The organism is Eikenella corrodens, from assembly GCF_003990355.1.
Taxonomy (GTDB): domain Bacteria; phylum Pseudomonadota; class Gammaproteobacteria; order Burkholderiales; family Neisseriaceae; genus Eikenella; species Eikenella corrodens_B.
The window spans coordinates 556,810-574,195 of the sequence record NZ_CP034670.1 but is presented as its reverse complement, the minus strand read 5'-3'; the positions used below and the strand labels follow the sequence as shown (position 1 = coordinate 574,195).

Here is a 17,386-nt window from a genome sequence, read left to right as displayed (position 1 = left end):
CTGAAACCGTCGATACCAAGCTAACCTCTCCTCGGAAAAACCACCATGACCCAAGCGCAAGATAATCTGGTTTTCACCCTCAACGACGATTCCTCTGCCCCGCAATCCACCACATCAGATACCGAAGATTGGGAAAAAGGCCTGGAGCGCCTACAACAAAAACGCCGCCATCTGGCCAAACAGGCACAACAACCGCCCGCCACCCAATCCAACCGCCATCCTTCTGCCACTCTTCTTTACGATACCTTGGTGGCCGAAGCCAGCCCAACGCCTGCACCGGCTGCCGCACCTACCGCAGAAATCCGCACCGCACCACTTCACACTCCCTCGCCCGTGGCCGTGGCCGAACCTGCCGCACAGCCCGCCAGCACCAACACGCGCCCCGGCGCGCTCAGCGGCAGCCGCCACCGCCGCCTGAATCTGGACGAACAAAAACAGGCCTATCAAGCCTATCTCCAGCATTGGCAGCAACAGCACAATCTGCAAACCGCCGGCTCCGAAGCCGAGCTGAACAACCCGCAAATCCTGTTTCAAGAAGACTGGCTGGCTGCACAACACTCCCTGCGCATCGGCCGTGACGAACCCGTGGCCGAGCAGGCCACCGTTTGGTTGGGCGGCGCACAGCCCACAGTAACGCCCAACCAAGACATAGCCGAACAAATCGAAGCCGCTGCCGAAGCCGCCACACAGCCCGAATACGATGCCCAAGTCGAACCCGGCACCGCAGAACTGGCCGCTGCTGCCGAGAAAGTAGTGCTGCTCAACGCCTACACCCTGCCCAGCAATCTGCAACACAAAATCCTCTGCCTGAGCGAGCAAGTCCTGCTCGAACGCCTGGCCGAAAAACTGCGCCCGCATCTGGCCGATGCCGTATCCGGCATGGTGAAAACCGCGTTGCAACGGCAAACCGCGCTGATGGTGCAGAATATGCAGCAGGCCTTCTTAGACGAAGTGCCCCGCCTGGTGGACGACGTATTGGCCTACAACCTCGCCCGCGCCTTGGCTGCCGTGAAAAAAGAGCAGCTATAACCATCAACCCCAAATCAAGGCTACCTGAAAATCACCGCCAATTTTCAGGTAGCCTTTGCCATTTTGCGCCGCCTCGATGCCTCCGCATTCGTTTCATTTCAACAATTCATTGTATTTACGAAAAATCCTAGAAAAGTAAATTCCTTCTGTTCGCGTAAAAAACTGCTAAAATGCACTAGACAATTCATTGGTTGCAGTACTTTCATCAACTTGAATTAAGGAGTAGGAAATGGACAACAAACTCGGGTTTAAACCCATACCGATGGCGGTGGCCGTGGCGCTCACGCTGTTGATTTGGTTTGTCATCCCCGTGCCGCAGGGCGTTACCCCCAATGCCTGGCATCTGTTGGCGCTGTTTGTGGGCGTGATTGCCGCCATCATCGGCAAAGCCATGCCCATCGGCGCACTGTCGATTCTCGCCATTATGCTGGTGGCCATTACCAAGGTAACCGTGCCCGAGCTTGATCCCGAAGGCAACCCGATCAAAAACCCGGCCACCGTGGCCATCAAAGACGCGTTAAGCTCCTTCGGCGACCCGCTGATTTGGCTCATCGGTATTTCCATCATGATTTCGCGCGGCATCCTGAAAACCGGGCTGGGCGCGCGTATCGGCTACTACTTTATCTCCTTGTTCGGCAAGAAAACACTGGGCATCGGCTACAGCCTGGCCATTTCCGAGCTGATTCTCGCCCCGGTAACGCCCAGCAACACCGCGCGCGGCGGCGGCATCATCCACCCGATTATGAAATCCATTGCGGGCAGCTTCGATTCCGACCCGGAAAAAGGCACGCAAAGCCGCATCGGCAAATACCTGGCCTTGGTAAACTACCACAGCAATCCGATTACCTCCGCCATGTTCATTACCGCCACCGCGCCCAACCCGCTGATCGTGAGTCTGATTGCCAAAGCCACCAACACCAAAATCCATCTGAGCTGGGGCACTTGGGCCATTGCCATGCTTGTGCCCGGTTTGGTAGCCATGTTCCTGATGCCGCTGGTGCTGTATTTCTTCTTCCCGCCCGAAATCAAGGAAACCCCGAATGCTTCTCAGTTTGCCAAAGACAAGCTGAAAGAATTGGGGGCGATGAACCGCGGCGAAAAAATCATGCTGGCCATTTTTGCCGTGCTGCTTATCTTATGGGCAGATTTGCCTCATTTGATTTACAACGACCTATTAGTTAAATGGTTTGCCCTTGAAGAGATAAGGCTCGCCGTCAACCCCACCACCACCGCCTTCCTCGGCCTCTCCCTGCTGCTGCTCAGCGGCGTGCTCACCTGGCAGGATGTCCTGACTGAAAAAGGCGCGTGGGACACCGTTACCTGGTTCTCCGCCCTGGTGATGATGGCCACCTTCCTCAACAAGCTCGGCCTGATTGCCTGGCTCTCCAAACTCTTGGAAACCGGCATCGGCGGCATGGGCATGGGCTGGGTTGGCGCGGTAACCCTGCTGCTTCTGGCCTATATGTATGCCCACTACATCTTCGCCAGCACCACCGCCCACATCACCGCCATGCTCAGCGCCTTCTATGCCGCCGGCCTGGCTCTGGGCGCGCCCCCCATGCTCTACGCCCTGCTGCTGGCCTCCTCTTCCAGCATCATGATGACCCTTACCCACTACGCTACCGGCACTTCGCCCGTGATTTTCGGTTCCGGCTACACCACCTTGGGCGAATGGTGGAAAGCAGGCTTTATCATGAGCGTGGTCAACCTCGCCGTCTTCGTGGTTATCGGCGGCGTTTGGTGGAAAGTGATGAATTACTGGTAACCCGAAGCTTTACATCGGTAACGTTGAAGCATAACGGAAGGCTACCTGAAAATGAGCAAGGCAAAGTTTCAGGTAGCCTTTATAGTGCAGTGGATTAACAATGCACAATTTAGGCCTATACGACAGAGCTTGAGCAATCAACATTCCAACTAGCCCGTACTGTTTCAGGCTACCTGAAAGCGAAAAAAGGGCGCACCTATAGTGGATTAACAAAAATCAGGACAAGGCGGCGAGCCGCAGACAGTACACACGTTACGGCAAGGCGAGACAACGCTGTACTGGTTTTTGTTAATTCACTATATTTTCAGGTAGCCCAAAATTGCAGAAGCCGGGTCGTACTCTCGAATCCGATATTTCCAGCATAACGTTTTGTCGGATACCAGTATCCGACCCACGGTTTAGTGCCAAATTAAAGGCTACCTGAAAATCCTTGTAGCAGGTTTTCAGGTAGCCTTTCTCTTTTTCGACCAGCAAATCTCTCAGTTCCGCCGTGCGGTAACGAAGGCGGCCAGTTGGCGCAGGCGGTCGGCGCGGGCGTCGAAGCCGGACAAGGCTTGCTGCGCTTCGGCCACGAGCCGTTCGGCATAGTCGCGGGCGGCGTTCAGCCCCATGAGTTTGACATAGGTGGGCTTGTCGGCTTCTTGGTCCTTACCGGCGGTTTTGCCCAAGGTGGCGGTGTCGGCTTCGCAATCGAGCACGTCGTCGATCACTTGGAAGGCAAGGCCGAGTTTGGCGGCGTAGTCATCGAGCCGCGCCAGGGCGGCATCGTCCAAATCGGGGCAGCTGAGCGCACCCAAGGCCACGGCAGCGCGGATGAGGGCGCCGGTTTTCAGGCGGTGCATGGTTTCCAATTCGGTCTGGCCGATATGCAGCCCCACGGATTGCAAATCGATGGCCTGCCCGCCGGCCATGCCGAGGCTGCCGGAAGCGCGGGCGAGGGTGTGCACCATTTGCAGCTGCCGTTGCGCGGGCAGGCCGTTGGGGCGGCTGAGCACATCAAAAGCGAGGGTTTGCAGCGCGTCGCCCACCAAGAGGGCGGTGGCTTCGTCGTATTGGACGTGGCAGGTGGGTTTGCCGCGGCGCAGGCTGTCGTTGTCCATGGCGGGCATGTCGTCGTGCACCAAGGAATAAACGTGCACCAGCTCCACGGCGGCCAGGGCGGCCTCGGCAGCGGCGGCTTCGGACTGCCCCAATTCGGAGGCAGCCAGCACCAGCAGCGGGCGCAGCCGTTTGCCGCTGCCGAGCACGACATAGCGCATGGCTTGGTGCAGCCGCTGCGGCAGGCTGTTTTCTGCGGGCAGCACGCGCTCCAGCACGAGTTCGGCTTGGGCGCGGGCGCGTTGTTGCCAATTATCGGGTTTATTCATCTTGTTCCAACACCAGCTCGCGTTCCACGCCGGAATCCAGCACTTGCAGCTTCTGCTCCACTTCGGCCAACCGCGCTTGGCAAAAACGCACCAGTTCGCTGCCTTCCTGATAGGCGGCCAGCGCGTCTTCCAGCGGCATATCGCTGGCCTGCATGGCTTGGTTGATGGCTTCCAGCCGGCTCACGGCTTCTTCAAAGGTTTTCGGTTTTTTCTTGGTCATGGCGGGTTTGCGGCAGTTCGATTCAAGGGCGGGATTGTAGCACAGCGGGCGGACAGGTTTCAGGTAGCCCCGTTGTGCGGCAGGCTACCTGAAAATCCATTTGCTCCGCCCAAGCGATATTTTTCAGGTAGCCCCCGCTTTCTGCAAACCCGAAAAGCGGCCAACAGAGTATTCACCACAAATGCGCCGCACTGTACCGCCCCTGTCGGCGCAGCCGAACTCCCCGCCGTTTTCAGGTAGCCTGCCGCGTCATCGGATAACACATACTGACACACCGCCTGCTTTCATTTACAATCGGCACAGTAAAGCAGCCGGAATAACCCGTCCGGCTGAAATATTTTGTTTGTGACCACCTGCCAATAAGGAAACCCGATGCGTATCCGAACCGCCCTCCTCCTGCCGCTGCTCGCCCTGCCGCTTCCCGCGCTGGCCGGCGAGCTCAACGGCGCCGAGCTGAGCCTGCCCTGGGGCATTCCCTTCGTGCTGATTCTGCTCTCCATCGCCACCGGCCCGCTGTTTTTCGCCCACATCTGGCATCACCATTTTGGCAAAATCACTGCGGTGTGGACCTTGGCTTTCCTCATCCCCTTCACGCTTGTTTACGGCTTCTCCACCAGCCTGCATGTGCTGGTGCACGCCTTAGTGGCCGAATACATCCCCTTTATTTTGCTGCTGTGGGCGCTCTACACCATCTCCGGCGGCATCCTCGTGTGGGGCAATCTGCACGGCAGCCCGCGCATGAACACCGCGCTGCTCGCCATCGGCACGCTCCTGGCCTCCGTGATGGGCACCACCGGCGCCGCCATGCTGATGATCCGCCCCATCCTCAAAGCCAACGACAACCGCAAGCACCGCGTGCACGTGGTGATTTTCTTCATCTTCCTCGTGGCCAATATCGGCGGCGGCCTCACCCCGCTGGGCGACCCGCCCCTCTTCCTCGGCTTCCTCAAAGGCGTGGATTTCCTGTGGACGGTGCAACACATGCTGCCGCCCGTGCTGATTAGCGCCGCCGTGCTGCTCACCGTGTTCTACATCCTCGACAGCAAATACTTCGCCCAAGCCGACGAAATCCTGCCGCGCGACCCGAGCCCCGACAGCCCGCCCGAAAAAATCAAACTCATGGGCAAATGGAACTTCCTGCTTCTGGGCGGCGTGGTGGCAGCCGTGATGATGTCCGGCATTTGGAAGCCCGCGCACCCCGGCCTGGAAATTTTCGGCATCCACTACGCCCTACAAAACCTCGCCCGCGATCTGATTTTGGTAGCACTGGCCGTTACTTCCCTCGCCATCACCCCCAAACAGGTGCGTGCCGGAAACGAATTCAACTGGGGCCCGATTGCCGAAGTGGGCAAACTCTTCCTCGGCATCTTCATCACCATCGCCCCCGTATTGGCCATGCTGCAAGCCGGCGAACACGGCGCGTTTGCCCCGCTGATTTCCATGGTGCACGACGCTTCCGGCAACCCAATCAACACCATGTATTTCTGGATGGCCGGCATGCTCTCCGCCTTTTTGGACAACGCCCCCACCTACCTCGTGTTCTTCAACATGGCCGGCGGCGACGCGCACACCCTGATGAACGGCCACCTGTTCCACACCCTGCTGGCCGTATCCATGGGCTCCGTGTTCATGGGCGCGCTCAGCTACATCGGCAACGCCCCCAACTTCATGGTGAAAGCCATCGCCGAACAACGCAAAGTGCCCATGCCCGGCTTCTTCGGCTATATGGCTTGGTCGTTCGGCATCCTCGTGCCGCTGTTTATCCTGCACACCTTGATTTTCTTCGTGTGGCAGATTCTGTGATTTCCTGAGGATAAAAGGCTACCTGAAAACATTGTTCTGTTTTTCAGGTAGCCTTTTGATTACCCTCCTTGCGAAACCAAATGCAGCACCGCAGGCCAATACTATAGTGGATTAAAATAAAAATGAGACAAGGCGGCAACGCCCGCCGTGTACGGGTAGTACATAAGGGCGTTGGCAACGCCGTATCATGGCAATTTTAATCCGCTATATTTTCAGGTAGCCCCTCCCATGCAGGCTACCTGAAAACCAATCCCCGCAAAATCACCCCCATCTTTTCCCGGCAAGAAACACCATCTTGCCGCAAAGCGCTACCACCCCGCGCCGCAAAACCCTTATACTGCCGCACATTACATTATCCATCACACCCGAAAGGAAAAATCATGACCCATCAAATCCTGCAAGAAGCCGCCCGCACCCGCCGTTCCGTATATGCGCTCAACAAAAACCTGCCCCTGCCCGCCGAAGAAGTGGCCGCCATCGTAGAACACGCCGTGCTGCACACCCCCTCTTCCTTCAACTCCCAATCCACCCGCGTCGTGGTGCTGTTCGGCGCCGAACACGAAAAGCTCTGGCAGCTTACCGAAGCCGCCCTGCGCCAAATCGTGCCCGCCGACAAATTCGAGCCCACCGCCCAAAAACTGGCCGGCTTCGCCGCCGCAGCCGGCACCGTGCTCTTCTTTGAAGACCAATCCGTCGTGCGCGGCCTGCAAGAGCAATTCCCCGCCTACGCCGCCAACTTCCCCGTGTGGGCCGAACACGCCGACGCCATGCACCAATACGCCGTGTGGACCACCTTCGCCGCCGCCGGCATCGGCGCCAACCTGCAACACTACAACCCCGTTATCGACCAAGCCGTGGCCGAACAATGGCAAATCCCCGCCAGCTGGACCCTGCGCGCCCAGCTCGTATTCGGCGGCATCGCCGCGCCCGCTGCCGACAAGCAGTTCGCCCCGGTTGAAGGCCGCTTTAAAGTACACGGCCTGTAAGCAGCCCCGCCTTTAAACGCAAAAAGCTGCCTGAAAACGAACCCGCAGAAACTTGCGGCATCCGTTTTCAGGCAGCTTTTTTGCCCGGCTTATGGCAAACCGACCGAACTTTCAACCAGGCGGCAAGCCGATCTACAGTTTTTCAGGTAGCCTGAAGGGGGAATGGGCTACCTGAAAACTGAAACCGCGTTCGTGCGGGGCGCACAGGTTACACTTACTACGCTTCTAGCTTTTCCGGAAAAGCCGGAATCACGGTGGCCGTATTGTCCCGTTGCCATCGGTAGCCGACTTTTTTCCATTTGGCCACCTTGTACCGTGCGATGAGTTTCTCGGTATTTTTCGGTAGCAGGTGGGAAAAAGGCACTAGCAGCCATAGGGTTACGTCTTCATCCTCTGTCTGATTATCCGTATCTTTTTCAAATTGGTAATCTACCAGCATCAGTCCATCCATATTGCTTGGCCAAAGAATAGAGTCAAAATCGGAACGGTCAAAAATCATGCCTTCTTTGGGCGTATCGTTTTTCAGGCAGCCTGCAATCTTTTCCAAAATCAGCATGAAAAAAGCATAGGGATTGTTTTCCGGAATCAGGCGTTGGTTTACCGGCCATTGGTAGTCGATGCAGACCATTAGTTCATAACGCGGCTGTCTTTTATACAGCCCGTTGGTAAACAGAAGTTTGAAGTCCCTGTCTCTTCTAATGGTTGCCAGCCGCAGCGAATATTCCGGATTTACGGCAAATTCGATATTCAAAATATTGCCGACATGGGTATGGATATGATCCAGTACGCCGCTGTTTTCATATTCTGAGAAATCAAACGGAATCCTAGCCTGTACTGCGCCGTATTCTTTCAGTAAATCCGCCAATTCGGTATGTCCGAAGGCAAGGCAGACATCCAGCGGCGTACAGTTTCTGGCGGAATAGAGAAAATTCGGTTCTGCCCCTGCTTCCAAAAGCGCCTTTACCGCCGCGCTATTGTTATCGACAACAGCCGGGTCGATAGCGGGCGCAAGGGCGGCAACATTGCCGTTGGGATTTGCCCCGATACTCAAAAGCCATCGGTATACAGCGGGATGATTGTAGCTAACCGCCTCCTGCAAGGCGGTATTTTGCAGCTGTCCTGCCACATCCTCCGGAGAAATACCTTTTGAGTGCAGCAGCTTGCAGATATTTAACGCATTCTCCCCTGCGGCAAATTGCAGCAAACCTTTGGAAAGAAAATTGCGGAAAGCGAAATATGAATGCTTTTCCAGGATTTTATCCAGTTCGGCTGCGTTGTCTTTGTAAACCAGTTCTCTGATTTTGTCTGATAATTCTTCCATGATTAAACCTTAATCAAACACTACGAATATTGCGAAAATATGCTCCAAGTTCTTTTAATATTCTCTCAGCATCTTGTCCATTCTTAGCTTTTGATAATTCATCGTATCCTTTTTTGTATCTGCAATAGCCAACGCAGCCTACAGGAGTAGGATATGCGTGGAATGGTTTTAACTTCGTTGCAGCTGGCGTTTTAGCTTCGCAGAAACTTCGCTTCGCTCCGTTTTCAGGTAGCCTCTTCCAAAGCCGCGCACACGGCTTCGGCAATCCGTTCGCTCGCGCCTTGGTGGGCTTGGATAAAGCCGGCGGCTTGGGCGGAGAAGCGTTCGCGTTCGGCGGGGTTCGCCAGCCAGTGTTGTACGGCGGCATACCATTCGGCGGGGGTGGCGACCTGAAGCGCGGCACCGGCGGCCAATGCGCCCGCGCAGGCGGCGGCGAAGTTGTAGGTGGAATAGCCGAACAGGGCAGGCTTGCCGCAGGCGATAGGTTCGATGATGTTTTGGCAGCCGGTGTCCACCAGGCTGCCGCCCACAAAGGCTATATCGGCGGCCAGATAGTAGGCGAACAGCTCGCCCATGCTGTCGCCCAGCCACACTTGCGTGTCGGGGCACACGGCGGCTTCCTCGCTGCGCCGCTGCACACGCAGGCCGAGCGCCGCCGCGCCTTCGGCCACGGCATCGAAGCGCTCGGGATGGCGCGGCACGATGACCAAAAGCGCATCGCCGCGATACTGCCGCCACTCTTGCAGCAGCAGCAGCGCTTCGTCTTGGCTTTGATGAAACCGCGTGCTGGCGCACACCACCACGGGTCGGCCGCCGATGCGTTGCTTAAACGCTGCGGCCAGCTCGCGCATGGCTGCGGGCGGGGCGATGTCGTATTTGGTGTTGCCGCACACCAGCACGTTTTCCGCACCGATGCCGCGCAGGCGTTCGGCATCGGCTTCGGTTTGGGCGAGCACGCGGCGGAAGGATTGCAGGGCGGGGGCGAACAGGGACGGCCAGCGTCGATAGCCCTGCGCGGATTGCTCGGAGAGGCGGGCGTTGGCCAGGAATACGGGCAGATCGGCCGCGCGGCAGGCGGCCAGCAGGTTCGGCCAGATTTCGGTTTCCATGATGATGCCGAAACGCGGCTTATGCTGGGCGAGGAAGGCGGCTGTCCAAGCCGGGTGGTCGTAGGGCAGGTAGCGGCATTGGGCATCGGGAAACAGGCTCTCGGCGGTGGCGCGGCCGGTGGGCGTCATTTGCGTGAGCAGCAGCGGGGCATCGGGAAAACGGCGGCGCAAAGCCCGCACCAGCGGCACGGCGGCGCGGGTTTCGCCCACAGACACGGCGTGCACCCAAATGGCGTGCTGCACGGGATTATCCAGCGGCTCGCCGAAACGCTCGCATTGATGCAGCAGATAGGCGGGGGAACGACGGCTGCGTTTGGCGAGCAGATGGCGGGCCAGCGGACGGCCGAGGAGACGGGTGAGCAGGCGGTAGAGGGCGGGGAGCATGATTGGATAAAGGGTTTCAGGTAGCCTTTGAGTAGGGAGAGGCTACCTGAAAAATGATGCTGTCGGGCATAAATGCCTGACTACGGCGGGTTTCGGGTTGCCGGGTTTTTAGTTTCGTTTTTGAGTAGCCATAGCTTGGGTTAGGGTGCAAACCGTAACCCAAGGTTGTCTAAGATTTATTGGTTGGCTATGCCTGCGGCTAAGCCAACCTACGCAGTCTGTGCGTCGGAGTAGTCAATTTCGTAAGCTTGTCCAATAGCGATGAGGGCTATTTCGATGATAAAAATGGATTTTTAGCCGGTATGTTTGGGTATGGATGAATCTCTTAATTGAATAGTATTGATGAAATTTTAGTGATTTATCTACGTTTTCCTAAGGTGGGTAAACCTCCCTGGGTATGCCAGCCTTCTAATCGATCAAAGTCTGGGCGTACAAATGCTCGATTTACCTTTTCTATAAAGTTTATATACTCTTTCATTTTATTAAGAAATTGATAGCTTTCTGAATTTGATAATTTATTATAAGTTCTATTATTTATTTTATTATTACCATATTTTTCTTTGGCATACTCTTGTTTTTCATTTGAATGTCCTCCATTTGCAATTTTTGTATTTGCCATTTTGGCTTGATTGGAAATCATGTTTACTTCATCAAGTTCAATGAAAAAATTATTTTCCAGCTTGATTAAGTTTACAGCTTTACATTTTCTTAATTTTTCCTGTTGTATAAAGTTTAGGCTTTCCATTAGGATCGGATTTAGTCCATCAATATAAAAAAAGAATTTTTCTTTTTCAATAAGAATTTTTCTATTTAGTAAAAAATTAGTTGGAGCTTTTCTATATATAAGCCAATATGGGATGAAATGATTTATCTGATGTATAAAGTTCTCTTTATTTTCTCTATCAAGTATTGATACTATATCTTTAAACTTACTCAATAGGTAAAGTTTAGCTCCTTCATATGAAATAATTTCAGACTCGGATGATTTAAGAAGAGAGGAAATATTTTCTAAAGTAGAGAACATTAGTTCCATTTTTTTATATTGTTTTTTATCTGGTAATAGTTTGATCTTTAATTTATTACCAGCCCTATTCTTGGCGGAATGCCAACTTTTTAATGCTCTCAGTAATCTCTCCAATATAAAATCATCTAACTTTTTTCATTTAAGAGAAGAAGGACAGCATTCCTAGGGAGATCGCAAATTTGATGTATTTCGTTATCAGATAAACTTGATAACAAAAAAGAAATTTCTTTTTCCATACGTCATCCCCATTTTTCTCAATAAGTAAACATAACAAGTTGTAGCCTGTATGCAGGGTGTGTGCAGTACGCACGTATTCTCAATTTCCCCGCAATCCACCTCCTTCCCCGTGTGGGAGGGCAAAGTCTCAATCCAATAGCAGCGTTTGCCGAAACTTGAACGGTTTCCCTCCCCCTAACCCTCTCCCATGGGGAGAGGGGACTTTGGGGCTGTTGGGAATAAGGATTGCGGCAAAACTTTATCTGCCATCGGGCAGCTGCTTTTCAGGCTACCTGAAACGACTGCCTGAAACTTTATCCAAGCCGAAACCCTGCGGCGGCTTGGCCGGACGGCGGCTAATCGAAGCGGACGGTGTAGCGCACTTCGCCGCTCACGGAATCGGTGCCGACGCGGCTGATGACCTGAAGGGCGCTGTTGATCTGCCAGATCAGCTTCACGGCCTGGTTGGCGCTGGTTACGCTGTATTCGTAGCCCAGATAGAGCTCGTTGGTGATGCGTTTGCCGAAGGTGATGACTTGTTCGGCCGGGTTGAGCTCGCCGGTTTGGGTGTTGCGGGTGCGGCGGGTGGTCATGCCGAAGTCGTCGAGGAGGCCGATTTTGTCGTTGATGTTGCCGGCCAGGAAGGCGCCGGCGGCGGCGGCCACGGTGGCTTCGTCGCTTTCGTTGCCGCTGCTGGCGCGGCCGAGGATGAGCCAGGAGAGTTTGTCTTTGTCGCTCATCGGCTCGCTGGATACGAGGCTCACGCGCGGGTTGTCGAGGCTGCCGAGTACTTCCACGCCGGCGCCCACGGGGGAATATTTGCGGGTGGCGCGCAGGTTGAGGTTGGGCGAGGCGATGGGGCCGACGAAGGAGATGTGGCCTTTGTTGATGACGAGGTCTTGGCCGTAGGCTTTATACTGGCCGCGCACGATGTTTACCGTGCCCACGGCGCGCAGGTTCTCTTTGGGTTTGGCGCTGATGGTGAGCTGGCCGCCGAGCAACACATCCAGCCCTTGGCCGCTGAAGCGGAAGTTGTCGTTCAAATCGAGGGTGAGGTTCATCTCGATGGGGGTGGCGGCGGTGGTTTCGGCGGGTTTTTCTTCGCCGAGCACCACTACGTCGTCATCCAGCCCGGGCATGCTGGATTTTTGGAAGCCGAAGTGCCCGCTGTCTACTTTGAGCCCGCCGTTGAGCGCCATGCCGCGCCCGGGGTTGTAGAGCAAGCGGCTGTTGCCGCTGAGGGTGAGCTTGCGGTTGGGGTTGTCGAGGATGGGGTAGCGGGTGAACTGGGCGTTGACGTCTACATCGGGGGTGGTGCCGGTGAGGTTGACGCGGCCTTTGAGCTCGACGCTGCCGTCTTTGCGGGTGAATTTGAGCGAGTCGATTACCCAGTCGCGGCCTTGGAAGCGGGAACTGAGGCTGCCGTTATCCAAAATCACGCCGGTGTTGCGGTCGCGGTAGTAGAGGTTTTTGCCGGTGGCGGTACCGTTGAGGCGGGGCTCGCCCACGTTGCCGGACACGGTGGTGTCGATGGCGAGCGCGCCTTTGGCGCTCATGCCGCCGGGCAGGAGATTGCGGATGGCGTCGAGCTCGGGGATGTCGAGTTTCAGGTAGCCGTTGATCGGGGCTTGGCTGATGGCGTTGCCGAACTGCTGACTCACGGCCACGGCGGCGTCGAGCGTGCCGTAGCGGGTTTTGCCGGTGAGGCGGTTGTCGATGCGGCCGCTGTGGAAGCGGGTGTCGAGCACGAGGTTGCCCAAGCCCAGCGCTTGCTGGCGATAGGGGATAACCACGTCGCCGGATTGCTGGGTGAGTTTCAGGTAGCCTGTGGCGTCGCGGCTGTAGCGCAAGTCCCAGTCGCCGGCCACCACGAGCTGCAGCTTGACGGATTTGTCGTCTTTGCCTAGACCGATCAGGTTGTCCAGCTCTTGCAGGTGCAGATTGGCGGCGTTGCCTTTGCTGCTGATGCCGGTTTGTTTTTCCCACATGAACGTGTGCAGGTTGAGGCTGCCGCCCATGGCTGCCCAGCGGGCGTTGTCGAGACGCACGCGTTTGGCGCCGGCTTCGATTTGGATGGGGTTGAGCAGCTTGAGGTTGAAGGCGCCGCCGATGTCGAGCTGGCCGATGCGGCCGTTCCATTGCTGCTCGTTGTTCAGCCCGCCATTGGCGGCCAGATTGAGGCGGAAGGGCTTACCGCTGAGGCTGAGGCTGCTGTTGCCGGTGATGCTGTGGCTTTTGCCGCTGCCGTTGGCGTTGAGGTTGATGTTGTCGATTTGGGTGCTGCCGATGTGGATTTGCCGGCCGTCGAGCTTGATGTTGAGCGGTTGGTTGAGGTCGGGCGAGCCTTTGAGGTCGAAATCGAGGCGGTCGATGCGCACGGCGTTTTGTACGGCGAGGCTGTCGGCGTGGCCGTGCAGGTCGGCAGTAAGCTTGGCGGGGTCGCCGGAGAGGAAGCCTTGGGCTTTCAGGTAGCCTGTGAGGCCGAAGCCGAAGAGGTTGAGGTTGGGCGCGTCGATGTCGAGATTAAGGCGGTCGCCCGCTTTGCCGAAGCTGCCGTCGGCGTGGATGCGGTTGCGGCCGAGCAAAAGGTTGAGGTCGGCTTTGGGCAGGTGGTCGTTTTGATAGCGCAAATCGGCCTTGCCGGCGAGGGGGGCGCCTGAGAGCTGGCTGTTTTGCCAATCGAGCAGGAGGTGAAGATTGGGCTGGTCGGCCAGGCTGCCGTCGAGCTTCACGCTGCCGTTCACGCTGCCTTGCGGCAAATCGGCCAGCACGGCGGCGGGGTTGAAGCGGGTGCTGTCGATACGGGCGGTGATTTTGCGGCCTTGGAAGAGCTCGAGCAGGGCTTCGCCGTGCATTTCGCCGCCGTTTTCGGGAGTAATTTTCACTTGTTGCAGGCGGATGCTGCGCTGGCGGTTGGTCTTGTCGGTGAGCAGTTGGAAGGTGCCGCTGGTGGCGGTTTGCCCGGCTTTAAGCTGCCAATCGGCCTGCGGGCTGGAAAGGCTACCTGAAAGTTTGATGCCGCCGTTTAGGCTGAGGTCGAGCTTTTGTTTGAGGATATCTTGCAGTTTGAACTGCTGCACGGCGGCATCCACGGCCATGTTCTGGCTGGCGCTGTCGATGTTGCCGTTGAAGGTGATGCGGCCGCCGGCGGCCAGCTCGGTATCGACATTGTCCAGATGCAGTTTGCCGCCGGTGTCCACTTTGAGCTTGCCGTTGATGCCGGCCACGGGGATGCCGTTGCCGTTGATGGGCGCGGGGGCTTGGTTGCGCACTTCGAGCAGGCCGGCGAGGGTATCGGCTTCTTCGGCGGGGTTGAGTGCGAGGTTGAACACCAAATCGGCGGCGGGCAGGGAGGGATCAAACCATGCGGGGTTGATTTGGCGGCCGTCGATGTTGAGGTTGACGATTTTGCGGTTGAGCAGCGGCTCGAAGGGGCGCAGTTTGCCGTTTACGGCAAAGTGGGAATCGCCGTTGTCCAGCTGGACGAGCAGCTCGGGGCTTTGCAGGCTGCCGTTTACGGCCACGGCGCTGTCGGCCTGTTTGCCGTCCAATTCGCCGCTGCCCACGATTTGGCCGTCGAGCTTGAAGGGCGTGGCGGTGTTGAGCGTGGCGCTGCCGCTGAAATTGTGCCAGGGCAGGCGCAGGGAAACGATGTTGAGCTGGTGGTTTTGGTGGTCGAACCGGTAGCTCACCGCGCCGGATTCCACCACCGGGTTGTTGCTTTTGCCCAGCAGGATGCGGCCGACTTCGATTTTCTCAATCTGCACGCTCAAGGGCAAATCCACGCTTTCAGGTAGCCTTATCGGCGGGCGGTCTTCTTTGGGCGGGGTAGGTTTGCTGATGATGCGGATGTCGCCGGCGGCCAGGCGGTTGACGTGCAGCTGCCGGTGCCACAATTCCTGCGGCTGCCATTGCAGCGCCACGCTGCTGATGTCTAAATCGGCGCCCTCGGTGGCTACCTGAATGCCGCTGCCTTGAAAGCCGCGCCACAGGCTGCCGTTTAATTCCTTCACGCTGATGTTCACACCAAACCAGGAAGGGATTTTGGTGATGCCGAAGCGCAGGCCGGATTCGGTGCCCACCAGCCACACCACGGCGGCCACCAAAAGCGTGAGCAGCAGCAAAAAGGCGGAAAGCAGGCGGCGCAGCCAGCGACGGCGCGGCTTTTTCGGCGGAGTGCTGCCTGCGGCGGCTTCGTTTTCGGCCTCGGGCGGCAGGGTGTCGGAATCAACGGGTAGGGCGGTGTCGGTCATTTAGAATCGGGTTCCCAGGCTGATGTGCCAGCGCAGTTTGCGGTCTTGGTGGCCGTAGGCCAAATCGAAGGAGAAGGGGGCAATCGGGCTAAACCAGCGCAGGCCGACGCCGCTGCCGTGATGCCAATTGATATTGGTGAAGTTGTGGCTCACCGAGCCCATATCGTGAAACAGCGCCAGCGCGAAGTTTTTGCCGATCGGTTTTTGGTATTCGAAGCTGGCTACGGCCAAGGCGCGGTCGGGCAGCACGGAATTGTTCGGGCCTTTCAGGCCGATACTGTCTTGCTCGTAGCCGCGCACGCTGTTGGCGCCGCCGCTGCGGAACAGCAATACGGAGGGCACTTCCGAATCTTGGTCGGAATGGGTGTAGCCCAACTCGCCGCGCACGATGAAAGTGCCGATATTTTTGTGTTCTTCGGGGGTGAAATAGTAGCCTGCGCGGCCATGTACGCGCTGCACGGCGGCGGAAGAGCCGAGCGAGCCGAGGGTGGCGCCTACTTTGCCTTCCAAATAATAGCCGTTGGCCGGGCGCAGCAGGGTTTCGATGTTCTGGCGGCGCCAGGCGGCGGTGAGCATCAGCACATTACTGCGGCCGAAGTCGGGGCCGCCCACAACACGACGCGATTCAGTGATGTATTCCAACCCGAAGCGCGCCTCGATGTCGTCTCGGTCGCGCACGCGCCAGATGCCGGATTGGAGGGTGCTTTTATCCAGTTTCTGCGTGATGGAGTTGTCATAGGCGATGTTGCCCGTCCAATACCAGCCGTTGCTGTTGCGCGGCTGGCTCAGGCCGATACTGGCGCTTTTTTCGTAGCGGTTCACGTCGGTGGCGCCGGCAAACACATAGCCCCGGTTGAATACGTTGTAGTGTTCGTAGCCCAGGCGGATGCCGGGGCCGTCTTTGGAATCGTAGCGCAGGCCGATATCGAATTTCTGGCGCGGCACTTCGCTCACCGACACCAGCAGCGGCACGCGGTCGTCCGCCATTTTGGAGAAATCGGCCTCCACCTGCGCGCGGCTGTAGTGGCTGTCTTGTTCCAGCGCCTGCTGGTAATCCAGAATTTTGTCGAAATCGTAGGGTTCGCCGGGCTTAAACTGCGCCATTCCGGTAATCACCGAGGCAGGGTAACGCTCGTTGCCGCTCACTTGGATATCACCGAAATACACCGGCTGTTTGCTGTCTACGCTCACGGAGAGCACGGCTTGGCTGGTTTGCGGGTTGATGGTGGCGCGGCTGTCGGCGAGCGCGGCCAGCGGGTATTTGTAGCGGCGCACGGCGGAAAGCACCGAGTCTTTGCTGCTGCTCCACTCGCTGTTCACAAACGGCTGGCCCACCGGCAAGGCCCAGTTGGCCATGGCGCGTTTGTAGTAGGCGGCCAAATCGGTATCTTCCAGAACTTTGCCCACAATCGACACTTCCACATCGCTCACCTGCGTGCGCGGCCCAGGCTTCACCGTGATGCGCCAGCCGCGGCCGTGCGGGGCTACCTGAATATCGGCACGGAAATAGCCTTGCGAACGCACAATCTGTTTGATTTCGTCCGGCGCTTCCTCGGCCAAAAACTGCATTTGTTCTTGGTCGACGTCGGCATCCGGCTCGGTTTGGCGGTTGATGATGGAAAGATGCTCGCGCAAAAGTGCGGCCAAATCGGCAGGCGCATCAATGAAAATGGGGAAAGGTAGTTTGTCCGGATTGGCCGTGGCGGGCTGCTCGATCGATTCTTTTTCTTTACGTTTCTGCACCGGATCGGCAGCCGCCTCCCCAACCTTGCCGTCGGCACGGGCGGGCAGGCTCAGCAGCAGGGCGGCAATCACGGCAAGGGGGAACAGAGGGGTTTTCATGGGCAATCTGCAATCGATAAACATCAAGCCGGTGTGTGGCGGCAAACGGCGGCATATTAGCATTTTT

At 57.1% G+C, this 17,386-nt stretch carries 12 protein-coding genes; 4 read left to right on the top strand and 8 right to left on the bottom strand.

Going from position 1 to position 17,386, the window contains the following annotated elements:
- The first annotated feature begins 45 nt into the window (after positions 1–45).
- Together ELB75_RS02950 and ELB75_RS02945 are read left to right on the top strand one after the other, a co-directional pair.
- Positions 46–1,029, top strand: a complete 984-nt coding sequence (locus ELB75_RS02950) for a hypothetical protein (RefSeq protein ID WP_126982652.1) — start codon at positions 46–48, stop codon at positions 1,027–1,029.
- A 229-nt stretch (positions 1,030–1,258) separates the two neighbouring features.
- On the top strand, positions 1,259–2,794 hold the full coding sequence (locus ELB75_RS02945; protein ID WP_126982651.1) for a DASS family sodium-coupled anion symporter: 1,536 nt from the start codon (positions 1,259–1,261) through the stop codon (positions 2,792–2,794).
- A 479-nt stretch (positions 2,795–3,273) separates the two neighbouring features.
- Here the strand turns inward: ELB75_RS02945 and ELB75_RS02940 are convergent, their stop codons facing one another.
- Genes ELB75_RS02940 through ELB75_RS12600 form a run of 3 tightly spaced genes read right to left on the bottom strand, consistent with a single transcriptional unit; the run spans position 3,274 to position 4,644 of the window.
- Positions 3,274–4,161 (bottom strand): polyprenyl synthetase family protein, encoded by an 888-nt coding sequence (locus ELB75_RS02940; RefSeq protein WP_126982650.1) that lies wholly within the window; start codon positions 4,159–4,161, stop codon positions 3,274–3,276.
- On the bottom strand, positions 4,154–4,381 hold the full coding sequence (locus ELB75_RS02935; protein ID WP_003823446.1) for an exodeoxyribonuclease VII small subunit: 228 nt from the start codon (positions 4,379–4,381) through the stop codon (positions 4,154–4,156). The genes ELB75_RS02940 and ELB75_RS02935 overlap by 8 nt, the downstream gene beginning before the upstream one ends.
- 59 nt (positions 4,382–4,440) lie before the next feature.
- Positions 4,441–4,644, bottom strand: coding sequence for a hypothetical protein (locus ELB75_RS12600; RefSeq protein WP_206501482.1), 204 nt, complete (start codon positions 4,642–4,644; stop codon positions 4,441–4,443).
- A gap of 109 nt (positions 4,645–4,753) precedes the next feature.
- Between ELB75_RS12600 and ELB75_RS02930 the strand changes: the two genes are divergently transcribed.
- Complete coding sequence (locus tag ELB75_RS02930) at positions 4,754–6,184, top strand: sodium:proton antiporter (protein WP_126982649.1); 1,431 nt, start codon at positions 4,754–4,756, stop codon at positions 6,182–6,184.
- A 380-nt stretch (positions 6,185–6,564) separates the two neighbouring features.
- Entirely contained in the window at positions 6,565–7,170 is a 606-nt protein-coding gene (locus ELB75_RS02925; protein ID WP_023887805.1) for a nitroreductase family protein, read from the top strand.
- 217 nt (positions 7,171–7,387) lie between these two features.
- Here ELB75_RS02925 and ELB75_RS02920 read toward each other — a convergent pair whose 3' ends face one another.
- The 5 genes from ELB75_RS02920 to ELB75_RS02900 form a co-directional block, all read right to left on the bottom strand.
- Positions 7,388–8,374 (bottom strand): ankyrin repeat domain-containing protein, encoded by a 987-nt coding sequence (locus ELB75_RS02920; RefSeq protein ID WP_206501481.1) that lies wholly within the window; start codon positions 8,372–8,374, stop codon positions 7,388–7,390.
- A gap of 341 nt (positions 8,375–8,715) precedes the next feature.
- Positions 8,716–9,984 (bottom strand): lipid IV(A) 3-deoxy-D-manno-octulosonic acid transferase, encoded by a 1,269-nt coding sequence (gene waaA, locus ELB75_RS02915; protein WP_126982647.1) that lies wholly within the window; start codon positions 9,982–9,984, stop codon positions 8,716–8,718.
- A 358-nt stretch (positions 9,985–10,342) separates the two neighbouring features.
- The gene (locus ELB75_RS02910; protein ID WP_126982646.1) at positions 10,343–11,122 is read right to left on the bottom strand and encodes a hypothetical protein; all 780 of its coding nucleotides are present in this window, start codon (positions 11,120–11,122) and stop codon (positions 10,343–10,345) included.
- A gap of 458 nt (positions 11,123–11,580) precedes the next feature.
- Positions 11,581–15,477 carry a translocation/assembly module TamB domain-containing protein gene (locus tag ELB75_RS02905; RefSeq protein ID WP_126982645.1) on the bottom strand — a complete coding sequence of 1,299 codons (3,897 nt, stop codon included), beginning with the start codon at positions 15,475–15,477 and terminating at the stop codon, positions 11,581–11,583.
- Positions 15,478–17,319, bottom strand: coding sequence for an autotransporter assembly complex protein TamA (locus ELB75_RS02900; protein WP_126982644.1), 1,842 nt, complete (start codon positions 17,317–17,319; stop codon positions 15,478–15,480).
- Between the last annotated feature and the right edge of the window lie 67 nt (positions 17,320–17,386).